Source organism: Photobacterium sp. GB-1, assembly GCF_003026165.1.
Classification (GTDB): domain Bacteria; phylum Pseudomonadota; class Gammaproteobacteria; order Enterobacterales; family Vibrionaceae; genus Photobacterium.
In genome coordinates this window covers 355,577-378,459 of sequence record NZ_PYOB01000001.1, presented here as the reverse complement: position 1 = coordinate 378,459, position 22,883 = coordinate 355,577, and the positions used below count along the sequence as shown (strand labels likewise).

The window sequence follows — 22,883 nt, the reverse complement described above, 5'->3', positions numbered from 1 at the left end:
TCCATATAAAATAGTTGGCATAGATATATAGTAAAAAACACCATTTTGTAATGTGGTTATTTGTAACAATGTTTGAAAGGTGAACTAAGTATCAAATAAAAAAGCCAGTGGAAATACACTGGCTCTTTTAAAGTATTACTTTGGGTCGTGAAGAGTTTCATCTTCGGCGCAATTGCCTTTCATGCAATGACCATATAGATATAGGCTATGATTTGTTAAGCGAACATTGAAGCTTTCTGCAATTTGTTTTTGACGATCTTCGATGATGTCATCTGAAAACTCGATAACTTTACCACAATCTAAACAAACTAGATGATCATGGTGGTGTTGAGTTGATAGTTCGAAAACAGATTTACCACCTTCAAAATGATGTCGTGTGACAATGCCTGCATCATCAAACTGGTTGAGTACGCGATAGACTGTAGCTAGGCCAATTTCTTCGCCAATATCGATAAGTTTTTTGTACAAGTCTTCAGCACTGATGTGTTGGCAATCAGGTTCTTGCAGTACTTCCAAAATTTTAAGGCGTGGAAGAGTAACTTTTAAGCCTGCTTGTTTTAGCGCATGATTATTATCTGACATCAAAATTTCCTATTGGCTATCCGCAAAGGTGTTGCAGTAGTCTTTTTCATTTCTAACTATTATAAGTGACGCAACGATAACAATAAACCTTAAAAGCAGAGGAAACTAGGAGATATGTATAATTTCTAGTGTTTGAATGTATGTAAAATTTATGTAAATATAAACTCATCGTACCAGATGGGGGCTTTCATATTGTTTAACGTTTATAAGCCAAGTGTTGTGAAATGTGCGCTGAATCTATGGCCACCCTTTTGGGGGGCGGGTATTAAGATTATGACGATCAGTGATGATTTTCGATATGTTCGTATAAAATTGAAGCTGCGCTGGTGGAATAAGAATGCAAACCGTACACAGTATGGTGGAAGTATTTTTTCACTTACAGATCCTGTTTATTCTTTGATGTTAATGGGCATACTTGGACGTGAGTATTATGTCTGGGATAAACAAGCAAATATCAACTTTATTCAACCGGGCGATAGTGATTTAACCGCTGATTTTGTGATTTCTGAACAGTGTATTGAAGAGATAAAGCAAGTAACAAAATCTGGTGATAAGTATTTTCCCTCTTTTACGGTCAATGTATTAAATAGTCGAGGGGAGTTAGTTTCTCAAGTTGAGCGAACCTTATATGTAAGGAAAAAACCAGAATATCGAACGGAATCGAATGCGATATCTTGAGTGAAAATATCGCTAAAAAGATGTATAAAAAAACGCGCTTGATAAGCGCGTTTTTTTGATGATCTCAATGCGATTAATCAGCAAGTTCTGCTAAGCACATTTCATCATAAATTTGCTCAACCCATTGCTTAACACGCTGTGCTGTAAGCTCTGGTTGGCGATCTTCATCAATACATAAACCTACGAAGTGGTTGTCATCAACAAGTGCTTTTGAAGCTTCAAACTCAAAGCCTTCTGTTGAGAAGTTACCCACAACAGTTGCACCGCGACCTTCAACGATGTCACGCACAGTACCCATCGCATCACAGAAATATTCTGCGTAATCTTCTTGGTCACCACAACCGAAGATAGCCACAAGTTTAGTTGAAAAATCAACTTGCTCAAGCTCTGGGAAAAAGTCATCCCAATCACACTGTGGTTCACCGTAGTACCAAGTAGGAATACCAAGTAGCAATAGATCAAAGTTGTCGATATCTTCTTTGCTGCTTTTTGCGATATCTTTTACTTCAACTAGCTTGTCACCAAGTTGCTTTTGAATCATTTTAGCGACAGCTTCGGTATTACCTGTGTCGCTACCAAAGAAGAGTCCAACGCTTGCCATAGTAGAGATTACCCGTATATAAATAGTTAACTGCTGCATCGCAGTTTACAGAAATCAGTAGAAACGGTGCAATGATAATTACTGTTTACTGACGTTTTGTATATTTTTTCGTCTAAACGGTAGCATTACCCGCAAGAACTAAGTGTTTAGGTGTTGATATAATCATCATAAGTTACACAATTAACGCTAATAATTAAATCCCAGTATCTTCCCATCTTAGCTGAATAATGCCTTTGGTTATAAATCCAGCACAGCCAGAAATTAGACTAGCCGAGCAACTTTTTGTCTAAAAGGATGGACATTACCTTGTTTTAAGACATCTTTTATTGCCATACCGAGAAAGAAAAAATAGTGGTAAAAACAAGATCCAGCCCAATAGATTTAATTAAGTCTATGTATCCATAAAGCATAACAAATCCTTTTGATATATACCCAAGTAACCTCAAAATACTTGGTATTTAAAGTCATTCAGGTATATCCATTTGATGAGACTATAGCATAGTTAAAAAAGTATTTAACATTGTGGTTATGCAATATCTCGTTGTTAATGAGCATGCTAACAACGAGATAAGCATGTTATTTATCAAGGAAGTTTGTGATGATACGGGTCACCGTTTCAGGTTTTTCGGCATGGAGCCAATGTCCAGTATTTGCCACCATATGTGCTTTGGCGTGAGAGAATTGGCGCATAATTTCATCCCGATATTCTGGCATGATATAGTCAGATTCTTGGCCTTTAATAAATAATGTCTTGCCTTTGAATGGCTCTACAGCAGGCTGCCAGCCCATAATGGTGCTGTAGTTGGCAATAATCCCATCAACATTAAATCGCCATTGGTAATGTTCACCCTGTTTGGCGAGAGATTTAAGTAAAAATTGTCTAACACTGGCGTCTTCAACATATTGAGCAAGAAACTGTTCGGCCTCACTACGCTTGGTAATGGTATGTTTATTCACTTCTTGTAAACCATTAAACACATTTTGATGCCGATGTGTTTGATAGCTAACCGGAGCCATATCCAATACAACCAAATGTTCTAAGTGATTTGGTGCTAATGCAGCCAATGCCATGGCTACTTTTCCACCCATTGAATGACCAATTACCGAAAATTGATCAATATCTAAGTGGTTGATCACATTCAGCACATCTTGTGCCATATCCTGATAGGTAAAATGATCACTGTGTGGGGACAATCCATGGTTACGAAGATCAACGCTAATTACTTTATAGTTATTTTTCAAATATCTGGCTAAAAGCCCTAGATTAGCAGCACTGCCGAATAAGCCATGGATCAAAATGATCGTTTTTCCATCGCCTTCAACTTGATAATGAAGATTCACTGACTATTTTCTCTAATTAGTTGTGGTATTTACCGTAGAGTATAACCTCGGATCAAGCTATAATCGTAGCCAGATTTTTTAACGGAACGATAATGAATAATACGATGAAGACTATTGAAGTAGACGAAGAACTATATCGTTATATTGCTAGCCAAACTCAACATATTGGTGAAAGTGCTTCTGATATTTTGCGTCGCTTGCTTATGGTACCTGAAGAGCAACTACTACAGCAGCCTGCTGTGGTAATGCCTGTTCGTCCGAAAGGGATCGTTGTTAGTAAAGATGCTGGCAATGTACCAACGATGGATCGTGTTAAAGAAATGCGAACAGTATTGATCTCTGATGAATTTGCCGCACAAGAAAAAGCAATTGGTCGTTTTATGATGATCTTGTCTTCTTTGTATAGCATTGATGCAGAAGGCTTTGCTGAAGCTGCTGCAATTAAAGGTCGTACCCGCGTTTACTTTGCTCATGATGAAGAAACGTTACTAGCAAGTGGTAAAACGACGAAACCTAAGTCGATTCCATCAACACCATTCTGGGTGATTACAAATACAAATACTGAGCGTAAGCGTCAAATGATTGACCAGCTGATGACTAAGATGGGATTTGGTTCAGACATTATTGATAAGGTATGTGGCGAAATCTAATTGTCAGATATTGAGGTCAAATAACAAGGATAAAACTATGGCTATTCATCCTCGTGCTGGGCAACGAGCTCAGCAAGAAGATATGCATAACATTCCAGCACTTATCGCTAATTATTTTCTTATAGAGCCAAGTGCTCAAGATGTATCGCAGCAAGTAGAGTTTGGTACTTCAGGTCATCGAGGAACAGCAGATAAAGGCACATTTAATCAGCATCATATTTGGGCCATTGCACAAGCCATTGCTGAAGTGCGTGCTGAAAATGGAGTGATGGGGCCACTTTTTTTAGGAAAAGATACCCATGCATTATCAGAGCCTGCTTTTACTTCAACGTTAGAAGTACTTGTTGCTAATAATGTTCAAGTTGTTATTCAACAAGGTAAGGGATATACCCCGACACCTGGCATTTCTCACTCTATCCTTTGTTACAACAAAGCACATGATGATAAAGCTGATGGTATTGTTATCACGCCATCGCATAATCCACCTCAAGATGGCGGTATTAAATATAATCCTGTCCATGGTGGACCCGCTGAAAGTGAATTAACAACAGCGATTGAACGCCGTGCTAATGAAATCATTGCAAACGGTTTGGTAGATGTTAAGCGTGTATCTATTGTCGACGCTTTAGCTTCACAACTTGTTGTTGAGCAAGATTTAGTTGCACCGTATGTCGCAGATCTTGTAAATGTTATAAATATGGACGCGATTCAAAAATCAGAGCTGAAGTTGGGTGTAGATCCTCTTGGTGGTTCTGGTATTGAATACTGGCGTCAAATTGCCGCATATTATGCGCTAGATCTAACACTTGTTAATGAATCTATTGACCCATCATTTCGTTTTATGTCATTAGATAAAGATGGCGTAGTGCGTATGGACTGTTCATCACCATATGCAATGGCTGGGTTACTGGCGTACAAAGATAATTACGATCTAGCGTTTGGTAACGATCCTGATTACGACCGTCATGGCATCGTAACACCTGCAGGTTTAATGAATCCTAACCATTATCTTGCCGTATGTATTGATTACTTATTCCGTCATCGTAACGATTGGGCTAAGCAAGTTGCAGTGGGTAAAACACTAGTATCTAGTGCGTTGATTGATCGTGTTGTTGCAGCATTAGGCCGTGAACTTGTTGAAGTTCCAGTCGGTTTTAAATGGTTTGTTGATGGCTTATTTAGCGGTAAGTTAGGTTTTGGCGGTGAAGAAAGTGCGGGTGCATCTTTCTTACGTAAAGACGGCACGCCTTGGTCAACAGATAAAGACGGTATTTTACTGTGTTTGTTAGCTGCAGAGATCACTGCTGTAACCGGTAAAACACCGCAAGAATATTACGAAGAGTTAGCAGATAAGTTTGGACGTTCAGAATATTCTCGTTTGCAAGCTGTCGCGAATAAAGAGCAGAAAGCGGTATTAAGTAAGCTTTCTCCCGAAATGGTTTCAGCTGAAACACTAGCTGGTGAACCAATCACCGCACGTCTAACTCATGCGCCAGGTAATGGTGCTGCGATTGGTGGTTTAAAAGTGACGACTGAAAATGGTTGGTTTGCTGCTCGTCCATCGGGTACAGAAGATATTTACAAAATCTATTGTGAAAGCTTTAAGGGCAAAGAACATCTAGCGCTTATTGAGCAAGAAGCACAGGAAATTGTCAGTAAAGTCTTTGCCGACGCAGGTTTATAACCTGTTATATGGATAAAGAAAACGCCCACAATGGGCGTTTTTTTATATATGAAGCTTATGTTCTCAATTCACTATTATGCTTTGGCCAGTGATTCGGAACGATAAACCATACTCTATCTTTTTTATCAACAGCCTGTGTTGGTACGGTAATTTGATTTAGGTCGAGATATTTATCAAGTTCAGCGAAAGCAGGTGGCGCGATCCACTGCTTTTTCGTCAATACTTTCAAAACTAGATGTGCAGCATCAGACTGATAACACCATAATCCTGTGTTAGCCTTTGGGTTGATAATAATAGTTGAGCCTTGCTGTGGTTCAGGCCAAGCGTGAAATAATCGCCCCTGCATGATGAGTCGACGTTTGGTTGGCTGTTCATCAAAGGTAGTTTTAAATGCATCATGCTCACTCAGTCTGAGTTGATGTTCAATCATTCGATTGGTTTTCTTATCGAGATTGTCTTTAGCATTTGGTCCTGGCCAGCTATTGTTATAGGCGAGATAAAATTTGATGGCGACTTCCCAATGTTCAATTTCATCAGTCCGTAAGTTTTTAACCAGAAAATCAATAGAGCCAACAGTCTGTTTATGCCAATGAAGTTGGACTTCTTCTTCCATCAATTCGTAATGAGGGTGAGAAATAATTAATTGCTGCCATAGCCATTGATAGTAAAACCCTAAGCGGCGATTTCCAGTATAGGGCGCTATGCAGGGAAGTTGTGCGTCGCGATTAAATACCTCAAACCAAGTGTCGTCACAGACATAGTCGTATGATGAGATTAAATTTGGCATATTGAGTGCAGCGAGATAATCCTTCGTTAATTGTTTATCTATTTCTTTTTGTAACATTCTTACATAACTCGCTTGTATATAGGCTTATGACACAATATTGACGAAAAGTTACACGAAAATCTGTAGTAATATTTCATAAACTCGATTAAAGTGGTGACAGATTTAGTCATAAAGAGATTCTGTTATGTACACTCAGTATTCAAAGTTCAATATTACTTTTCGTCGCGTTTTTGTTGTACTAGCAGGATTGCTTTCATTACCTGTTTTACTTTTATTACCTGTCAATAAACGTACGCGTATGGGTAGTTTCTTACATCGCTACTGGGTGCAAACTAGCGCTCAGCCTGTATGGCTTAAAAAAATTGAGCAAGGCTTAAAATAATTTCCATGTAATATGAAAAGCTGCCATTGGCAGCTTTTTTTATACCATTTATTTACTGTTAATACAGAGAAAACTCTTAATATAAAGATAGCTTTAGTAAACTAATATCGTAGTATTAAAAAAGATTTTAGTTATAAGATTAAGGACAACATTAGATGAATAATTTTGCTTTAGAAACCGTACTTAATGAGTTTCTTTCTCCTCACTTGATCAAAGATTATTGTCCTAATGGGTTACAAGTTGAAGGCAAACCCGACGTTAAAAAAATTATTACTGGCGTAACGGCTTGTCAGGCTCTGATTGATAGAGCTATTGAAGAGAAAGCCGATGCAATTGTTGTCCACCATGGCTTTTTTTGGAAAGGTGAGCCTGCTGAAATTCGTGGTATGAAATATCGACGTATTAAAGCGTTGATTGAAAATGGGATTAATTTATATGCTTATCATTTGCCATTAGATGTACATACGCAAGTTGGCAATAATGTACAGTTAGCCCAACGTTTAGATTTAGACATCACTGGTGGTTTAGAGTTAGGCAATCCTCGTTCAGTTGCGATTTATGGTGAGTTAGATCAAGCGATATGTGGTGAGGATTTCGCGGCAAGAATTGCGATGGCACTTCAACGCGAACCATTACATATCGCACCGAGTACATCTCATTTAATAAAAAAAGTGGGGTGGTGTACTGGTGGCGGGCAAGATTATATTGAATTAGCCGTTCAGCAAGGCTGTGACGCCTTTATTTCGGGTGAAGTATCTGAAAGAACCACGCATATTGCACGCGAATTAGGTATTCATTATTTTGCTGCGGGTCATCACGCCACAGAGCGTTATGGTGTAAAAGCATTAGGTGAATGGTTAGCACAAGAATATAACTTTGATGTGGCGTTTATCGACATCGATAACCCAGTATAGGCTAGCTAGTCTTTTGATAGATGAAATAAAAAAGGTTGAGTATTTAAACTCAACCTTTTTATTTATCGTCACTTTCAAGAAAATTTATTCGCGCTCATGAAGAGGCTTAAATTCTCTAAATGATTCACCAGTATAAAGCTGACGAGGTCGACCAATACGATTTGTTGGATCACTGTGCATTTCGTTCCAGTGAGCAATCCAACCAATGGTACGAGACATCGCAAAGATCACCGTAAACATTGATACTGGAATACCAATCGCTTTTAAAATAATACCAGAGTAGAAATCTACGTTAGGGTATAATTTCTTACTGACAAAGTACTCATCAGAAAGCGCAATACGCTCAAGTTCCATTGCAACATCTAGTAATGGATCTTCAATCTTCAGCTCTTCAAGCACTTCATGACAAGCTTCACGCATCACGGTTGCACGAGGGTCGTAGTTTTTGTAAACACGGTGACCAAAGCCCATTAGGCGGAATGGGTCATCTTTATCTTTTGCACGCTCAATGAACTCAGGAATGTTTTCTACAGTTCCGATTTCTTCAAGCATCTTAAGACAAGCTTCATTAGCACCACCATGCGCAGGCCCCCAAAGAGATGCAATACCTGCCGCAATACAAGCAAATGGGTTAGCACCAGAAGAGCCCGCAAGACGAACCGTTGACGTTGAAGCATTCTGCTCGTGATCTGCGTGTAGGGTAAAGATCTTATCCATAGCACGCGCAACGACAGGGCTTACTTCATATTCTTCACAAGGTGTTGCAAACATCATGTGAAGGAAATTTTCCGCGTAATCAAGATCATTACGAGGATAAATAAATGGTTGTCCGATGGTGTACTTATGACACATTGCCGCTAATGTCGGCATCTTAGATAACAATCTAAATGCTGCAATCTCACGGTGTGTATCGTTGTTAATATCAAGAGAGTCATGATAAAACGCAGATAAAGCACCAACAACACCACACATTATAGCCATTGGGTGTGCATCACGACGGAAGCCATGGAAAAAGCTCGCGATTTGTTCATGCACCATGGTATGGCGTGTAACTGTTGTTCTAAACTGCTCGTATTCAGCTCGGGTAGGGACCTCACCGTATAACAAGACAAAACAAACTTCTAAATAGTCTGCGTTATTGGCTAATTGATCAATCGGGAAACCTCTGTGAAGCAAGATTCCTTCTTCGCCATCAATGTATGTAATTTGAGATTCACACGAGGCTGTTGCTAGAAAACCTGGGTCAAATGTAAAAAAGCCGTTTGCACCAAGTTTACGCACATCAATTACATCTTGGCCCTCAGAGCCCCCGATAATCGGCAGTTCGATAGGTGCTTTCCCTTCAACATGAAGAGTAGCTTTCTTATCTGCCATAACAATCTCCTTTGCTATTTTTATAATCCTAATCCGATGCGGATGTGCATTTGTTGTACCGTCAGGCGCAACTTTTGTCAATTATTGTGCTTCTTTGTGTGCGCTTGTTAATAACTTTAAATCAAAAAGTATTAATTTATGAGAATCGTGTTTGACATCATGTAACTGGAATTGTTTTTGAATGTTACGGGGCGTATAGTGAGGCAAGGTCTCTGGTTATACTACCCGCCAGGATTTTACAAACATGTGTCATTTATTTTTAAGAGTTAGGTAATGACGTTTACAACGTCTGCTCAACATAATAATAACCTAATATTGAATTTTTGTTGCACTTGTTTGTTGGCTTGTACGTATATCTCAGAGAATTTAATAAAAAAATAAATTGCTTCAATGGAGCTGAGTGGGCAAACCGTGAAAGTAAAAAAGCCAAGACCTGTCAATCTCGACCTACAAACGATTCGCTTTCCGCTTACTGCGATAGCGTCAATCCTACACCGCGTTTCAGGTGTGATTACATTCGTATCCCTTGCCATCTTGCTGTGGCTGCTAAACCTATCTTTATCTTCTCCTGAAGGTTTTACATCCGCTGTTAGTGTTACTGATAGCTTTTTTGTGAAATTTATCCTGTGGGGAGTATTGACCGCATTGTTTTATCACATTGTTTTAGGTGTCCGTCATTTGTTGATGGATTTAGGTTATTTCGAAGAAATGGACACAGGCATTGCAAGTACCAAAGTTAGTTTTGCAATTGTCGCTGTACTAGCAGTATTTGCAGGAGGCTTAGTATGGTAAATAACGTATCTTCCGTCGGCCGTAATGGTATACACGATTTTATTCTGATCCGCGCTACAGCGATCATTTTGACCCTTTACACCGTATATATGGTTGGTTTCTTTGCGTTTGGCCCTGAGCTAACGTTTGAAACTTGGAGTGCATTCTTCAATCAAATCAGTACCAAAGTTTTTACTATGTTGGCTTTGGTTTCCATTCTTGTACATGCTTGGATTGGTTTGTGGCAAGTGTTAACAGACTACATTAAACCTGCCGTTTTAAGAGTGGGATTGCAGTTTGTTGTTGTAGCAATTCTTTTTGTTTACCTATTTGCGGGTTTCTTTATTGTGTGGGGTGTGTAAGTGAGCATTGCAGTTCGTGAGTTTGATGCCGTTGTTATCGGTGCTGGTGGTGCGGGTATGCGTGCCGCATTACAAATTTCAGAGCAAGGACTAAAATGTGCCTTGCTATCAAAAGTGTTCCCTACGCGCTCTCATACTGTATCTGCGCAGGGCGGTATTACTGTTGCGCTGGGTAATTCACACCCAGATAATTGGCAATGGCATATGTATGACACAGTAAAAGGCTCTGATTACATTGGTGATCAGAATGCTATTGAATACATGTGTCAAAATGGCCCTAAGTCAGTTATTGAATTAGAAAAAATGGGGCTACCGTTTTCGCGTTTTGACAACGGTACTATCTATCAACGCCCATTTGGTGGTCAGTCTAAAGAGTTTGGTGGTGAGCAAGCTGCGCGTACAGCCGCTGCTGCTGACCGTACTGGTCACGCGTTACTTCATACGCTTTATCAGCAAAATATTAAGCATCAAACGACGATTTTTTCTGAGTGGTATGCGTTAGATTTAGTAAAAAACCAAGATGGTGCAATTTTAGGTTGTACTGCTTTGTGTATGGAAACTGGCGAGATTTGTTACTTCAAATCTAAAGCTACTATCCTTGCAACAGGTGGCGCTGGTCGTATTTACGCTTCGACAACAAATGCGCACATTAACACTGGTGACGGTGTTGGTATGGCGCTTCGTGCTGGCGTGCCAATGCAAGATATGGAAATGTGGCAATTCCATCCAACGGGTATTGCTGGCGCGGGTGTACTGGTAACGGAAGGTTGTCGTGGTGAAGGTGGTTATCTTTTAAATAAAGATGGTGAACGCTTCATGGAGCGTTATGCACCTAATGCTAAAGATTTGGCTGGTCGTGATGTGGTTGCACGTTCAATGATGGTTGAGATCCGTGAAGGTCGTGGTTGCGATGGCCCATGGGGACCTCACATTAAATTGAAACTTGATCATTTAGGTAAAGATGTTCTTGAATCGCGTCTACCGGGTATTTGTGAATTATCGCGTACCTTTGCCCATATTGATCCTGTTAAAGAGCCGATTCCAGTTATTCCTACTTGTCATTACATGATGGGTGGGGTACCGACTCAGGTATCAGGCCAAGCCCTTAAACAAACAGCATCTGGTGTTGATCAAGAAGTACAAGGTCTTTTCGCTTGTGGTGAGATCGCATCTGTATCTGTGCATGGTGCTAACCGTTTAGGTGGTAACTCATTACTTGATCTGGTCGTCTTCGGTCGTGCAACGGGTTTACATCTAGGTGAAACGTTGGCTGCACAAACAGAAGCTCGTCCTGCTACAGATTCTGATATAGAAGCCTCTTTAGCTCGTGTTAACCGTTGGAACACTACGCAAAAAGGTGAAGATCCTGTTCAAATTCGTAAAGATCTTCAAAGTTGTATGCAAAACAACTTCTCGGTTTTCCGTGAAGGTGATGCGATGGCAACGGGTCTTACAGAGCTAAAAGAAATTCGTGAACGTTTAAAGCATGCGCGTTTAGATGACACTTCTTCTGAGTTTAATACACAACGTATTGAATGCTTAGAGCTTGAAAACTTAATGGAAACAGCAATGGCAACGGCAGTCGCGGCTAACTACCGTACTGAAAGTCGTGGTGCTCATGCTCGTTTCGACTTCCCTGAACGTGATGATGCTAATTGGTTATGCCACTCTATTTACAACCCTGAGACAGAAGCTATGTCTAAGCGTGATGTAAACATGTCGCCAGTTCATCGTGAAGCTTTCCCGCCGAAAGCACGTACTTACTAAGGGAGGATAGATAAGATGAAACTCAACTTCTCAATATATCGCTATAACCCTGATGTGGATAATGCACCACACATGAAAGGGTATACCTTAGAAGTGCCAGAAGGCTCAGATATGATGGTGCTTGATGCACTTATTCTGTTAAAAGAGCAAGATTCTACGCTGTCTTTCCGTCGTTCATGTCGTGAGGGTGTGTGTGGTTCTGATGGCATTAATATGAACGGTAAAAATGGTTTAGCGTGTATTACACCATTATCAGCTTTAATGGATAAGAGCACGATTGTTATCCGCCCTTTACCGGGATTACCAGTTGTTCGTGATCTGATTATCGACATGGAACAGTTCTACACCAATTATGCAAAAGTAAAACCTTTCTTAATTGATGATGGAGCAGTTCCACCGGCTCGTGAAAACCTCCAAGCGCCTGAAGATCGCGCGCAGTTAGATGGTTTGTACGAATGTATTATGTGTGCATGTTGCTCGACATCATGCCCATCATTTTGGTGGAATCCTGATAAATTTATTGGACCTGCAGGCTTATTGGCAGCATATCGATGGTTAATTGATAGCCGTGATACAGCAACAGATGAACGATTATCAAATCTTGATGATGCATTTAGTGTTTTTCGTTGCCATGGCATAATGAACTGTGTAAATGTTTGTCCTAAAGGACTAAATCCAACAAAAGCGATTGGTCACATTAAATCAATGCTGCTTAAACGAGCAGTATAAAAAAAATAATATCGATATGCCGGTGACGTTAATTCAATGAATGAGTAATTGATCCGGCCTTAATGCTCTGATTAAACAATCGGTGTAAACGGCGATAACTAGTGGTTAAGGGAAAATAATGCAGAACGGCGTTATGAAGGCATGGCTTGAGTCTTCACATTTAGCTGGCGCCAATGCGACTTACGTAGAAGATCTCTACGAGTTGTATCTTAGCGACCCAGAATTAGTTGACGAGCAATGGCGTGATATTTTTGTTGAATTACCGGTAGTCAATGAGACTGCTGTAGAACAACCTCACTCACGTGTTCGTGATTATTTCCGACGTTTAGCGAAAGAAACCAACTTTTTAAGTGCTACCGTCAGTGATCCAGATGTAGATGCGAAACAAGTAAAGGTATTGCAACTTATTAATGCGTACCGCTTCCGTGGGCATCAAAATGCAAAACTTGATCCATTAGGATTATGGCAGCGTGATTTAGTTCCAGATCTTGATCCAGCATTCCATAATCTTACTGATGAAGATTTTAATGAAACATTTAACGTAGGCTCGTTTGCTGTTGGTCAAGAGACCATGAAGCTTTCTGAAATTTATGCTGCGTTAAAGAAAACATACTGTGGCTCTATTGGTGCAGAATACATGCACATTACAGATACTGAGGAAAAGCGTTGGATCCAACAACGTCTTGAATCGGTAATGGGGCACGGTTCCTTCTCACAAGAAGAGCAACTTTCATTTCTTGATGAATTGACCGCAGCTGAAGGTCTTGAGCGTTATTTAGGCGCGAAATTCCCTGGTGCTAAGCGATTCTCATTAGAAGGCGGTGATGCGCTTATTCCAATGATGAAAGAGCTGATCCGTCACGCTGGTTCTCAAGGTGTACGCGAAGTTGTTATTGGCATGGCCCACCGTGGTCGCCTAAACATGTTAGTTAATGTATTAGGTAAAAAGCCACAAGACTTATTTGATGAGTTTGCAGGAAAGCACGGCGAAAGCTGGGGTACGGGTGATGTAAAATATCACCAAGGCTTTTCTGCAGATTTTGCCACACCAGGTGGCGATGTTCACCTTGCTCTTGCCTTTAACCCATCTCACCTTGAAATTGTAAACCCAGTTGTTGTGGGTTCTGTCCGCGCTCGTCAAGATCGCTTAGGTGATGATACGGGTTCTAAAGTATTACCTATTACACTCCATGGTGATTCAGCGATTGCTGGACAGGGTGTTGTTGCTGAGACGTTCAATATGTCTCAAGCACGTGGTTATGGTGTTGGCGGTACTATTCGTATTGTCGTCAATAACCAAGTTGGTTTTACGACCTCTAATCCAAATGATACCCGCTCGACAGAATACTGTACTGATATCGCTAAGATGGTGCAGTCACCTATTTTCCACGTTAATGCTGATGATCCTGAAGCGGTTGCTTTTGTAACTCGACTTGCGTTTGATTTCCGTAATGAATTTAAGCGTGATGTTGTTATTGATTTGGTTTGTTACCGTCGTCATGGTCACAATGAAGCGGATGAGCCGAATGCAACTCAGCCTCTTATGTACCAAAAGATCAAAAAGCATCCTACGCCTCGTAAGATTTATGCCGATTATCTAACCGACACTGGCGTGTTTGGTTTAGATACGGCAACAAGCTTAGTCAATGAATATCGCGATGCGTTAGATCGTGGCGAGTGTGTGGTAAAAGAATGGCGTCCAATGCATCTTCATACGGTTGATTGGTCACCGTACTTAGGCCATGACTGGACAGTTGATTGGAATAACAAAGTGCCTGTTGAGCGTTTAAAAGAGTTAGGTGCTCGCCTTTGCCAATATCCAGATAGTCATGTTTTACAGAGCCGTGTTCAAAAGCTATATAACGATCGCGTCGCTATGATTGCGGGTGAAAAAGCGTTTGATTGGGGTATGGCTGAAACATTGGCTTATGCCACATTAGTTGACGAAGGTAATCGTATTCGTATTACAGGCCAAGATTCTGGTCGTGGTACCTTCTTCCATCGTCATGCTGTACTGCATAACCAAGAAGATGCTAGTACTTATGTGCCGTTAGCTAATCTTCACAATGGACAAGGTCCGTTTGAAGTGATCGACTCAGTGTTATCTGAAGAAGCGGTATTAGCCTTTGAATATGGTTACGCAACGGCTGAGCCTAGTGGTTTGACGGTATGGGAAGCGCAATTTGGTGATTTTGCTAATGGTGCTCAAGTTGTGATTGACCAATTCATCAGTTCTGGTGAGCAAAAATGGGGGCGTATGTGTGGTTTAACCATGCTGCTACCACATGGTTATGAAGGTCAAGGCCCAGAGCACTCATCGGCACGTTTAGAGCGTTACTTACAATTGTGTGCAGAGCAAAATATGCAAGTTGTTGTTCCATCAACACCTGCACAGGTTTACCACATGATCCGTCGTCAAGTGGTTCGTCCAATGCGTCGACCATTAATTGTAATGTCGCCAAAATCATTGCTGCGCCATCCGTTATGTACATCTACGTTAGACGATTTAGCTAACGGTACTTTCTTACCTGCGATTGCTGAAGTTGATGATTTAGCACCAAATAAAGTGAAACGTGTGGTTTTCTGTTCAGGTAAAGTTTATTACGATTTACTGGAGCAACGCCGCAAGAATGAACAAGAGGATGTGGCGATTGTTCGTATCGAGCAACTGTACCCATTCCCGAAAGAAGACGTTGAAGCTGCAATTGCTGAATATAAGCACGTAACTGATTTTGTTTGGTGTCAAGAAGAGCCGCAAAACCAAGGCGCGTGGTATTCAAGTCAACATAACTTCTATTCTGCGTTACCAGCAGGTGCGCGTTTAAGTTATGCCGGACGTCCAGCATCAGCCTCACCGGCGGTAGGTTACATGTCGGTGCATTTGAAACAACAAAAAGCACTTATAGAAGACGCTTTAACAATTGCTCCTCAAGAGCAAAATAATAATTAGAACTGGAACAAAAAGGACAAAACCGATATGACAATCGAAATTCTGGTTCCCGACCTCCCGGAATCTGTGGCTGACGCAACCGTTGCCACTTGGCACAAACAACCTGGCGATGCCGTATCTCGTGATGAGGTATTGGTTGATATTGAAACAGATAAAGTAGTACTTGAAGTTCCAGCTCCTGAAGATGGCGTGTTAGAAGCTATTTTTGAAGGTGAAGGTACGACTGTTCTTACTAAACAGTTGATTGGTAAAATCAAAGTTGGCGCAGTTGCTGGTGAACCAACAAAAGATGTACCAACAGAAGCTGAAGCGTCACCGAATAAGCGTAACACCGCCTCTTTAACAGAAGAAACAAGTGAAGCATTAAGCCCAGCCGTTCGTCGTTTGTTAAGTGAGCATGGTATTGATGCAGGTGCTGTTAAAGGCTCTGGTGTTGGTGGTCGCATTACTCGAGAAGATGTAGAAGCATACTTAAAGAATCAATCAGCATCAGCTGTGACAAAAGCACCTGTTGTTGATACGCCACTAGCGCACCGCAGCGAAAAACGTGTGCCTATGACACGTTTACGTAAGCGTGTAGCTGAGCGCCTGCTTGAAGCTAAAAATAGTACGGCGATGTTAACAACGTTTAACGAAGTGAACATGAAACCAATCATGGATCTTCGTAAGCAATACAAAGATATCTTCGAAGAGCGTCATGGTATTCGTCTTGGCTTTATGTCTTTCTATGTAAAAGCTGTGGTTGAAGCACTAAAGCGTTACCCAGAAGTAAATGCATCTATTGATGGTGATGATATTGTTTATCACAACTTCTTTGATGTAAGCATTGCAGTATCAACACCTCGTGGTCTGGTAACACCTGTTCTACGTGATTGCGATAAGCTAAGCCTTGCTGAAATTGAGAAGGGTATTCGTGAACTTGCAATTAAAGGTCGTGACGGCAAGTTAACCGTTGAAGATTTAACAGGTGGTAACTTTACGATCACTAATGGTGGTGTGTTTGGCTCATTGATGTCGACGCCGATCATTAATCCACCACAAGCTGCGATTTTAGGTATGCATAAAATCCAAGATCGCCCTATGGCGGTGAATGGACAAGTTGAAATCTTGCCTATGATGTACCTTGCGTTATCTTACGATCACCGTTTAGTTGATGGTCGTGAATCAGTGGGTTACTTAGTAACGATTAAAGAGTTACTTGAAGATCCAACACGTCTACTACTAGACGTATAATTTGGTAAATAGGCTGGATAAATGCTCATTATTCAGCCTATTAATGACAGTTAGTCAAATTGCCAAATCTAATCACGAAGAGGTTCCCAAGAGTACCTCGTATGGATATAACAAGTCCCAAAGGGATAATAAAACGGATAGAACATCATGAATTTGCACGAATATCAGGCAAAACAGCTATTCGCTGAATATGGTTTACCTGTACCAGAAGGTTACGCTTGCGATACGCCACAACAGGCGGCAGAAGCGGCAGGTAAAATTGGTGGTAGTAAGTGGGTAGTTAAATGTCAGGTTCACGCTGGTGGTCGCGGTAAAGCGGGCGGTGTGGAATTACATGAAACCAAAGATGGTATTAAACAGTTTGCTCAAAACTGGCTAGGTAAAAATCTAGTAACTTACCAAACAGATGCTAATGGTCAGCCAGTAACCAAAATATTAGTTGAAGAAGCATCTAATATTGCCAATGAGCTGTACTTAGGTGCAGTGGTTGATCGTGGCTCTCGCCGTATCGTTTTCATGGCATCAACTGAAGGTGGTGTGGAAATTGAAAAAGTAGCAGAAGAGACACCTGAACTTATTCATAAAGCAGCAATTGATCCATTGGTTGGGCCTCAGCCATACCAAGGACGTGAGCTTGCATTCAAACTGGGTCTTAAAGGTGATCAGATTAAACAATTTACTAAGATCTTTATGGGCTTAGCAAATATGTTCGCTGAATATGATCTTGCACTGCTTGAAATTAACCCACTAGTTATCACGGGTGATAATAACCTATTGTGCCTAGACGGTAAGATTAATATCGATTCTAACGCAATGTATCGCCAGCCTAAACTCCGTGAAATGCATGATCCATCGCAAGAAGATGAGCGTGAAGCACATGCTGCACAGTGGGAATTAAATTACGTTGCACTCGACGGAAACATTGGCTGTATGGTTAATGGTGCAGGCCTTGCAATGGGTACGATGGATATCGTTAACCTGCACGGTGGACAGCCGGCTAACTTCCTTGATGTAGGTGGCGGTGCAACCAAAGAGCGTGTTACTGAAGCATTTAAAATTATCCTCTCTGATAGCAACGTAAAAGCCGTATTGGTTAATATCTTCGGTGGTATTGTACGTTGTGATTTGATTGCTGATGGCATTATCGGCGCTATTGCAGAAGTTGGCGTTAAAGTACCAGTTGTTGTTCGCCTTGAAGGTAACAACGCAGAAGTAGGTGCGGCGAAACTTGCAGATAGTGGTCTTAATATTATTGCTGCGACTTCGTTAACAGAAGCGGCGGAAAAAGTTGTTGCTGCAGCGGAGGGTAAATAATGTCAGTTTTAATTAATAAAGATACCAAAGTAATTTGTCAGGGCTTTACTGGCGGACAAGGTACATTCCACTCAGAGCAAGCGATTGAGTACGGAACACAAATGGTGGGTGGTGTTTCTCCTGGTAAAGGCGGAACAACGCACTTAGGTCTACCTGTATTTAATACGGTACGTGAAGCAGTTGAAGTGACTGGTGCAACAGCGACAGTTATCTATGTACCCGCGCCGTTTTGTAAAGATGCAATCTTAGAAGCAATTGATGCTGGTATCGAGCTTATCGTAACGATTACAGAAGGCATTCCAACACTGGATATGCTAGATGTTAAAGTTCGCCTTGATGAAGCTGGCGTTCGTATGATTGGTCCTAACTGTCCGGGTGTTATTACACCAGATGAGTGTAAGATTGGTATCATGCCGGGTCATATCCATAAGGCTGGTAAAGTAGGTATCGTATCGCGTTCAGGTACATTGACTTACGAAGCGGTTAAGCAAACAACAGATGAAGGCTTTGGTCAATCTACATGTGTAGGTATCGGTGGTGATCCAATTCCAGGTTCAAACTTCATTGATATCCTTGAAATGTTTGAAAAAGATCCAGCGACAGAAGCGATTGTAATGATTGGTGAAATCGGTGGTACTGCTGAAGAAGAAGCAGCAGCTTACATTAAAGAGAACGTGACAAAACCTGTTGTTTCTTACATTGCGGGTGTTACCGCACCTCCTGGTAAGCGTATGGGTCACGCAGGTGCTATTATTTCTGGCGGTAAAGGTACGGCTGAAGATAAATTTGCTGCACTTGAAGAAGCTGGTGTTAAGACAGTAAAAAGTTTAGCAGATATCGGTAAAGCGTTACGTGAAGTAACTAACTGGTAATCTCTACCTACCCATTGAAAATGAAAGCCCTGCATTTGCAGGGCTTTTTTATTGATTAGTCATGCAGAGCGTTAAACACCAATCTCACCACCATCTTCACGGCGAATAACGACCGTTGATGAACGTGGTCGAACTTCTGTACCGCTAGGTGCTGCTTCGGCGGCATTATCACTATATGGCCAATTGCCCGGATGTTGAATATTAACAAATAGAGATTTGTAGTCAGGGCTAATGGTGAAACCTGTGACCTCACAACCATTTGGACCAACAAAGAAGCGTTTTAGCTCCGCCTGATTTGAGCTAGCAATAACTGTTTGACTATCATCTTCATTCAGTAGCTGAGATGGCACTACCGCAAGCATCTGATCATTGGTGTACTCTTCAACTTCATCAGCACCATTATCGGTTTGAATCCACATAATACCTCGTTGATCAAACGCTAATCCATCAGGGCTAGCAAACTGATTTAGATCTGTTAAACCTGAGCGGTTTGTCTCTTCATCACCATTACTTGGTGAGCCGAAAACGAAAATATCCCAGTTAAACTCTGTTGGATTTTCACCTTCATCCCAGCGAATGATATGACCAAATTTATTATTTAGGCGAGGGTTGGCAGGGTTAGTGCTGTCTTTACGTTTAGTGTTATTGGTTAGGGTGAGGTAAACAGAACCTGTAAATGGATCCACTGCTGCCCATTCAGGACGATCCATTGGTGTTGCTCCAACTAAATCAGCGGCACCTGCAGTATTAATGATGATCTCAGCCAATGAGTTAAAGTGTGAAGCCAGTGTATCACCTGAAGTTGTGAGGCTATCAAGGGTTAACGGCAGCCAAGTTCCGGTGCTGTCTTCATTAAATCGAGCAACATATAGTGTGCCTTCATCCATATACTTATCACCGGTTAATAAGCGGTTTGAAGGTGAAGCATCAGCGGGATCCCATAATGCTGCTGACTCAAATTTATACAGGTACTCAAAGCGTGAATCATGACCTGAATAAAACACAACAGGTTTGCCTTCTTCTAGCTTGCCAAAGGTACAACCTTCGTGGCGGAAACGTCCTAACGCGGTACGTTTTTTAGCTCGAGAGTTTTTTGTATATGGATCAATTTCAACAATGTAGCCATGACCATTGGCTTCATTTCGGTAATCGTCAAGTGATGAAGTACCTGTTGGTGCTAAATTAAAGCGAGCAAATTCATCAAGACGTTCTTCATTATGGCCAGCTAACGTTTCCCACTTATAGCGACCTTGTAAATACTTACCTGTGCCCGAAATACCAATACGATCTTGCTCTTTAGTGCGTGTACCAGTATTAGTAAAATAGCCCGGCCAGTTTTCTTCACAGGTGAGGTAAGTTCCCCACGGAGTATAGCCGTTACCACAGTTGTTGAGTGTTCCCCGTGCTTGACTACCGTCAGGTGAGAAGCGAGTGACGGTTAACTCAGAATGTGCGAGAGGGCCGGATAAATCCATTACAGTTGCACCGGTGTAGCGACGGTTAAGTGGGTCGCTGTCGATTAACTTCCATTGGTTATTTTCAAGTTGGATACGAACAACAGAAATACCATGAGCGTTTATCTCTTTGCGGATTTCGTCTATATCAGTACGTACTTCTTTTGCTCTTTCGGCATCTTTGTCCCAGTTTGAGTGCAGTGCTTGCTGATCAATGTACTCGTGGTTAATACAAAGTAATCCATCAGTAGATTGTTCGTTTAATGGGAAAAAGTGCATACCGTCATGGTGCATACCTAATGCATTTAACTGATCAGTACTGTTATTTGTACCATCATTTTTCCATGCATTTGCAGTCGCATTTAATGGTGTACCCCAAGGGACTAATACTTGTGCGGTGTAACCAGAAGGAATAGAAACGGCATCAGTTAACGAACCAGGGATAGAATCGAAATTTAAAACAGCTTGAGAACGATCTGCTACCTTAGACGTTGCTTCAGTTGAACCTGAAGAGTTACAACCAGCAAGACCTAATGCACCAAGAGCTGACATTGCACTCATACCTAAGCCACCCTTGAGGATGCTTCGGCGTTGCAAGTTAGCTTGAAGTACATCTTCAAATGCTTTGTTATTACTGGTGTTATAGCGGGTAGGATCGAACGTTTCCTTACTCATTGCTTTGCTTTCCTGTGTTTATTATTTATTTAATAAGTTGAACAGGAAAGATAGTAAGAATGGGTAGTGACAGAATTTGTCTATTATTGTGACATTTATATTTAATAATATTGTCAGCTACCCAAGTAATGAAGATAAGGTTAACGCGCAGTGCGTTTTAGTTGGCTAAGCATAAACATTGCAGCGGCAGATACAACAACAGAAGGGCCTGCTGGCGTGTCGTAATGCCATGACATTGCAAGACCAAGAACCACAGCTATCGCGCCAATAATTGACGCAAATACTGCCATTGATTCTGGACTGTGTGAAAAACGTCGAGCGGTCGCGGCAGGAATGATAAGTAATGATGTAATGATCAATGCCCCAACAAATTTCATCGCAACAGCGATTACCATACCCACCATTAACATCAGTAATAGGCGCATTAAATCGACATTCACGCCTTCTACTTGAGCCATTTCTTCACTAATAGTCATCGAAAGTAGTGGTCGCCATAGATAAATCAATAAAGCTAAAACGACAGCACCACCGCAATATATCCATAATAGATCGTTAGTGGTTACAGCCAATAAATCACCAAATAGATATGACATTAAATCGATACGAACATTGTCGAGGAAGCTCACTGCAACCAGACCTAGCGATAAAGCGCTATGGGCTAAGATACCCAGTAAAGTATCTGTGGCTACATAACGTTGTTTTTGTAGCGTAACAAGTACAACGGCAAGCACTAAACAACAGATAACTAACGCCAGATTTAAGTTGATATTAAAAAGAAAACCTAGCGCAATACCGAGTAGAGAGGCATGAGATAATGTATCGCCGAAATAAGCCATTTTTCGCCAAACAACAAATGAGCCCAGTGGACCGGCGAGTATTGCAATACCAATACCAGCGATCAAGGCCGGCAGAAGAAACTCAATCATGCTTTTGATTCCTCATGGTTATTACAGCATTTATGAGTTTTATTTGAATCGTCATGCTGGTGGTTATGTTTATGTTCATAGACAGCAAGCTGCTCTGTCGATGTTTGGCCGAATAATGCAATGTATTTAGGGTGGCTCGTCACAGTTAGTGGACTACCAGAGCAACAGATGTGATGTTGCAAACAAATCACATTATCAGTTTTCGCCATGACAAGGTGTAAGTCGTGAGAAACCATCAAGATGGCACAGTTAAGTAAATCACGTAATTGTTGGATCAGGCGATAAAGTTCTAATTGGCCGTTTACATCAACCCCCTGTACTGGCTCATCAAGTACTAGTAAATCGGGTTTTTGCAATAAGGCGCGCGCAAGTAAGACACGTTGCATCTCACCGCCAGATAGCCCATGCATATCACTGTTAAGTAGGTGGCTACCATTAACCATGTTTAAAGCTTCGATACGTTGTTCTTGATTATAACGTCCAGCAAGACGCATAAAACGATCGACAGAAAGAGGCAGGGTATTATTTAGGCGTAGCTTTTGAGGTACATAACCAATACGAATTCCTTTTTTACGAACCACTTTTCCTTTTGTGGCTTTGCTCAGTCCTGTTATGACTTTTACTAAGGTTGATTTACCTGCACCATTAGGACCGATTAAGGTGGTAATTTCACCGCGTTCAAGCTTAAGCGTAATATTATCCAAAACATCACGTTCACCAAATGAGACAGTGACTGATTGTAGTTCGATTAGGGTTGACATAAAGGAAGTTGTCTTAATAGGCTTTAGAAATAAAAGGTAATGTTATAATATAACATTACTGATGTGTTATATTGTA

Annotated in this window: 21 protein-coding genes and 1 pseudogene; 13 read left to right on the top strand and 9 right to left on the bottom strand. The window is 41.1% G+C overall.

Annotated features, from left to right (window positions below; translation table 11 throughout):
• Nucleotides 1-135: 135 nt before the first annotated feature.
• The gene (gene fur / locus C9J45_RS01585; RefSeq protein WP_107205569.1) at nucleotides 136-582 is read right to left on the bottom strand and encodes a ferric iron uptake transcriptional regulator; all 447 of its coding nucleotides are present in this window, start codon (nucleotides 580-582) and stop codon (nucleotides 136-138) included.
• 192 nt (nucleotides 583-774) lie between these two features.
• Between fur and C9J45_RS01580 the strand changes: the two genes are divergently transcribed.
• A complete protein-coding gene (locus C9J45_RS01580; protein WP_107245705.1) occupies nucleotides 775-1,260 on the top strand; it encodes a DUF4442 domain-containing protein in 486 nt (161 codons plus the stop codon).
• Nucleotides 1,261-1,333: 73 nt separating this feature from the next.
• On the opposite strand, the gene fldA is transcribed toward C9J45_RS01580, so the two are convergent.
• The 3 genes and pseudogenes from fldA to C9J45_RS01565 form a co-directional block, all read right to left on the bottom strand.
• Nucleotides 1,334-1,861 carry a flavodoxin FldA gene (fldA, locus tag C9J45_RS01575; protein ID WP_107205571.1) on the bottom strand — a complete coding sequence of 176 codons (528 nt, stop codon included), beginning with the start codon at nucleotides 1,859-1,861 and terminating at the stop codon, nucleotides 1,334-1,336.
• Nucleotides 1,862-2,054: 193 nt separating this feature from the next.
• Nucleotides 2,055-2,271 (bottom strand): annotated as a pseudogene (locus C9J45_RS21600) (DUF2788 domain-containing protein).
• 166 nt (nucleotides 2,272-2,437) lie between these two features.
• Entirely contained in the window at nucleotides 2,438-3,202 is a 765-nt protein-coding gene (locus C9J45_RS01565) for an alpha/beta fold hydrolase (protein ID WP_107259385.1), read from the bottom strand.
• Nucleotides 3,203-3,306: 104 nt separating this feature from the next.
• Here C9J45_RS01565 and seqA point away from each other — a divergent pair, with 104 nt between their 5' ends.
• Nucleotides 3,307-3,852 carry a replication initiation negative regulator SeqA gene (seqA, locus tag C9J45_RS01560; protein ID WP_107245703.1) on the top strand — a complete coding sequence of 182 codons (546 nt, stop codon included), beginning with the start codon at nucleotides 3,307-3,309 and terminating at the stop codon, nucleotides 3,850-3,852.
• 37 nt (nucleotides 3,853-3,889) lie between these two features.
• Nucleotides 3,890-5,536 (top strand): phosphoglucomutase (alpha-D-glucose-1,6-bisphosphate-dependent), encoded by a 1,647-nt coding sequence (pgm, locus tag C9J45_RS01555; protein ID WP_107259387.1) that lies wholly within the window; start codon nucleotides 3,890-3,892, stop codon nucleotides 5,534-5,536.
• A 55-nt stretch (nucleotides 5,537-5,591) separates the two neighbouring features.
• On the opposite strand, the gene C9J45_RS01550 is transcribed toward pgm, so the two are convergent.
• Nucleotides 5,592-6,380 carry a DUF1853 family protein gene (locus C9J45_RS01550; protein WP_107205574.1) on the bottom strand — a complete coding sequence of 263 codons (789 nt, stop codon included), beginning with the start codon at nucleotides 6,378-6,380 and terminating at the stop codon, nucleotides 5,592-5,594.
• Nucleotides 6,381-6,507: 127 nt separating this feature from the next.
• On the opposite strand from C9J45_RS01550, the gene C9J45_RS01545 reads away from it, so the two are divergent.
• Both C9J45_RS01545 and C9J45_RS01540 read left to right on the top strand, forming a co-directional pair.
• On the top strand, nucleotides 6,508-6,705 hold the full coding sequence (locus tag C9J45_RS01545; RefSeq protein WP_107205575.1) for a DUF2517 family protein: 198 nt from the start codon (nucleotides 6,508-6,510) through the stop codon (nucleotides 6,703-6,705).
• Nucleotides 6,706-6,860: 155 nt separating this feature from the next.
• Entirely contained in the window at nucleotides 6,861-7,619 is a 759-nt protein-coding gene (locus tag C9J45_RS01540) for a Nif3-like dinuclear metal center hexameric protein (RefSeq protein WP_107292077.1), read from the top strand.
• 84 nt (nucleotides 7,620-7,703) lie between these two features.
• Here C9J45_RS01540 and C9J45_RS01535 read toward each other — a convergent pair whose 3' ends face one another.
• The gene (locus C9J45_RS01535) at nucleotides 7,704-8,993 is read right to left on the bottom strand and encodes a citrate synthase (protein WP_107205577.1); all 1,290 of its coding nucleotides are present in this window, start codon (nucleotides 8,991-8,993) and stop codon (nucleotides 7,704-7,706) included.
• A 390-nt stretch (nucleotides 8,994-9,383) separates the two neighbouring features.
• Here C9J45_RS01535 and sdhC point away from each other — a divergent pair, with 390 nt between their 5' ends.
• The 8 genes from sdhC to sucD all read left to right on the top strand — a co-directional run bounded on the left by sdhC (nucleotide 9,384) and on the right by sucD (nucleotide 18,991).
• Nucleotides 9,384-9,785, top strand: coding sequence for a succinate dehydrogenase cytochrome b556 subunit (sdhC, locus tag C9J45_RS01530; RefSeq protein ID WP_107205578.1), 402 nt, complete (start codon nucleotides 9,384-9,386; stop codon nucleotides 9,783-9,785).
• Nucleotides 9,779-10,126 (top strand): succinate dehydrogenase, hydrophobic membrane anchor protein, encoded by a 348-nt coding sequence (gene sdhD / locus C9J45_RS01525; protein WP_045148138.1) that lies wholly within the window; start codon nucleotides 9,779-9,781, stop codon nucleotides 10,124-10,126. The genes sdhC and sdhD overlap by 7 nt, the downstream gene beginning before the upstream one ends.
• A complete protein-coding gene (gene sdhA, locus C9J45_RS01520; protein WP_107205579.1) occupies nucleotides 10,127-11,893 on the top strand; it encodes a succinate dehydrogenase flavoprotein subunit in 1,767 nt (588 codons plus the stop codon). It abuts the gene before it with no gap.
• Between the two features lie 15 nt (nucleotides 11,894-11,908).
• Nucleotides 11,909-12,622 (top strand): succinate dehydrogenase iron-sulfur subunit, encoded by a 714-nt coding sequence (locus C9J45_RS01515; protein ID WP_005370542.1) that lies wholly within the window; start codon nucleotides 11,909-11,911, stop codon nucleotides 12,620-12,622.
• 118 nt (nucleotides 12,623-12,740) lie between these two features.
• On the top strand, nucleotides 12,741-15,572 hold the full coding sequence (gene sucA, locus C9J45_RS01510; RefSeq protein ID WP_107205580.1) for a 2-oxoglutarate dehydrogenase E1 component: 2,832 nt from the start codon (nucleotides 12,741-12,743) through the stop codon (nucleotides 15,570-15,572).
• Nucleotides 15,573-15,599: 27 nt separating this feature from the next.
• Nucleotides 15,600-16,805 (top strand): 2-oxoglutarate dehydrogenase complex dihydrolipoyllysine-residue succinyltransferase, encoded by a 1,206-nt coding sequence (odhB, locus tag C9J45_RS01505; protein ID WP_107205581.1) that lies wholly within the window; start codon nucleotides 15,600-15,602, stop codon nucleotides 16,803-16,805.
• Nucleotides 16,806-16,952: 147 nt separating this feature from the next.
• Nucleotides 16,953-18,119, top strand: coding sequence for an ADP-forming succinate--CoA ligase subunit beta (sucC, locus tag C9J45_RS01500; RefSeq protein ID WP_005370549.1), 1,167 nt, complete (start codon nucleotides 16,953-16,955; stop codon nucleotides 18,117-18,119).
• Nucleotides 18,119-18,991, top strand: a complete 873-nt coding sequence (gene sucD / locus C9J45_RS01495; RefSeq protein WP_005370551.1) for a succinate--CoA ligase subunit alpha — start codon at nucleotides 18,119-18,121, stop codon at nucleotides 18,989-18,991. Before sucC ends, sucD begins: the two co-directional genes overlap by 1 nt.
• A gap of 71 nt (nucleotides 18,992-19,062) precedes the next feature.
• Here sucD and C9J45_RS01490 read toward each other — a convergent pair whose 3' ends face one another.
• The 3 genes from C9J45_RS01490 to znuC form a co-directional block, all read right to left on the bottom strand.
• The gene (locus C9J45_RS01490; protein WP_107292076.1) at nucleotides 19,063-21,120 is read right to left on the bottom strand and encodes a PhoX family phosphatase; all 2,058 of its coding nucleotides are present in this window, start codon (nucleotides 21,118-21,120) and stop codon (nucleotides 19,063-19,065) included.
• Between the two features lie 140 nt (nucleotides 21,121-21,260).
• A complete protein-coding gene (gene znuB / locus C9J45_RS01485) occupies nucleotides 21,261-22,046 on the bottom strand; it encodes a zinc ABC transporter permease subunit ZnuB (protein ID WP_105060634.1) in 786 nt (261 codons plus the stop codon).
• Nucleotides 22,043-22,807: a zinc ABC transporter ATP-binding protein ZnuC gene (gene znuC / locus C9J45_RS01480; protein ID WP_107292075.1), complete on the bottom strand. Its 765-nt coding sequence runs from the start codon at nucleotides 22,805-22,807 to the stop codon at nucleotides 22,043-22,045. The genes znuB and znuC overlap by 4 nt, the downstream gene beginning before the upstream one ends.
• Nucleotides 22,808-22,883 lie beyond the last annotated feature (76 nt).

What these genes read in the sequence shown, in the direction of transcription:
- fur (WP_107205569.1), bottom strand. Translation starts at nt 582, where the DNA reads ATGTCAGATAATAATCATGCGCTAAAACAAGCAGGCTTAAAAGTTACT.
- fldA (WP_107205571.1), bottom strand. Translation starts at nt 1,861, where the DNA reads ATGGCAAGCGTTGGACTCTTCTTTGGTAGCGACACAGGTAATACCGAA.
- seqA (WP_107245703.1), top strand. Translation starts at nt 3,307, where the DNA reads ATGAAGACTATTGAAGTAGACGAAGAACTATATCGTTATATTGCTAGC.
- pgm (WP_107259387.1), top strand. Translation starts at nt 3,890, where the DNA reads ATGGCTATTCATCCTCGTGCTGGGCAACGAGCTCAGCAAGAAGATATG.
- C9J45_RS01550 (WP_107205574.1), bottom strand. Translation starts at nt 6,380, where the DNA reads ATGTTACAAAAAGAAATAGATAAACAATTAACGAAGGATTATCTCGCT.
- C9J45_RS01545 (WP_107205575.1), top strand. Translation starts at nt 6,508, where the DNA reads ATGTACACTCAGTATTCAAAGTTCAATATTACTTTTCGTCGCGTTTTT.
- C9J45_RS01540 (WP_107292077.1), top strand. Translation starts at nt 6,861, where the DNA reads ATGAATAATTTTGCTTTAGAAACCGTACTTAATGAGTTTCTTTCTCCT.
- C9J45_RS01535 (WP_107205577.1), bottom strand. Translation starts at nt 8,993, where the DNA reads ATGGCAGATAAGAAAGCTACTCTTCATGTTGAAGGGAAAGCACCTATC.
- sdhC (WP_107205578.1), top strand. Translation starts at nt 9,384, where the DNA reads ATGGAGCTGAGTGGGCAAACCGTGAAAGTAAAAAAGCCAAGACCTGTC.
- sdhD (WP_045148138.1), top strand. Translation starts at nt 9,779, where the DNA reads ATGGTAAATAACGTATCTTCCGTCGGCCGTAATGGTATACACGATTTT.
- C9J45_RS01515 (WP_005370542.1), top strand. Translation starts at nt 11,909, where the DNA reads ATGAAACTCAACTTCTCAATATATCGCTATAACCCTGATGTGGATAAT.
- sucA (WP_107205580.1), top strand. Translation starts at nt 12,741, where the DNA reads ATGCAGAACGGCGTTATGAAGGCATGGCTTGAGTCTTCACATTTAGCT.
- odhB (WP_107205581.1), top strand. Translation starts at nt 15,600, where the DNA reads ATGACAATCGAAATTCTGGTTCCCGACCTCCCGGAATCTGTGGCTGAC.
- sucC (WP_005370549.1), top strand. Translation starts at nt 16,953, where the DNA reads ATGAATTTGCACGAATATCAGGCAAAACAGCTATTCGCTGAATATGGT.
- sucD (WP_005370551.1), top strand. Translation starts at nt 18,119, where the DNA reads ATGTCAGTTTTAATTAATAAAGATACCAAAGTAATTTGTCAGGGCTTT.
- C9J45_RS01490 (WP_107292076.1), bottom strand. Translation starts at nt 21,120, where the DNA reads ATGAGTAAGGAAACGTTCGATCCTACCCGCTATAACACCAGTAATAAC.
- znuB (WP_105060634.1), bottom strand. Translation starts at nt 22,046, where the DNA reads ATGATTGAGTTTCTTCTGCCGGCCTTGATCGCTGGTATTGGTATTGCA.
- znuC (WP_107292075.1), bottom strand. Translation starts at nt 22,807, where the DNA reads ATGTCAACCCTAATCGAACTACAATCAGTCACTGTCTCATTTGGTGAA.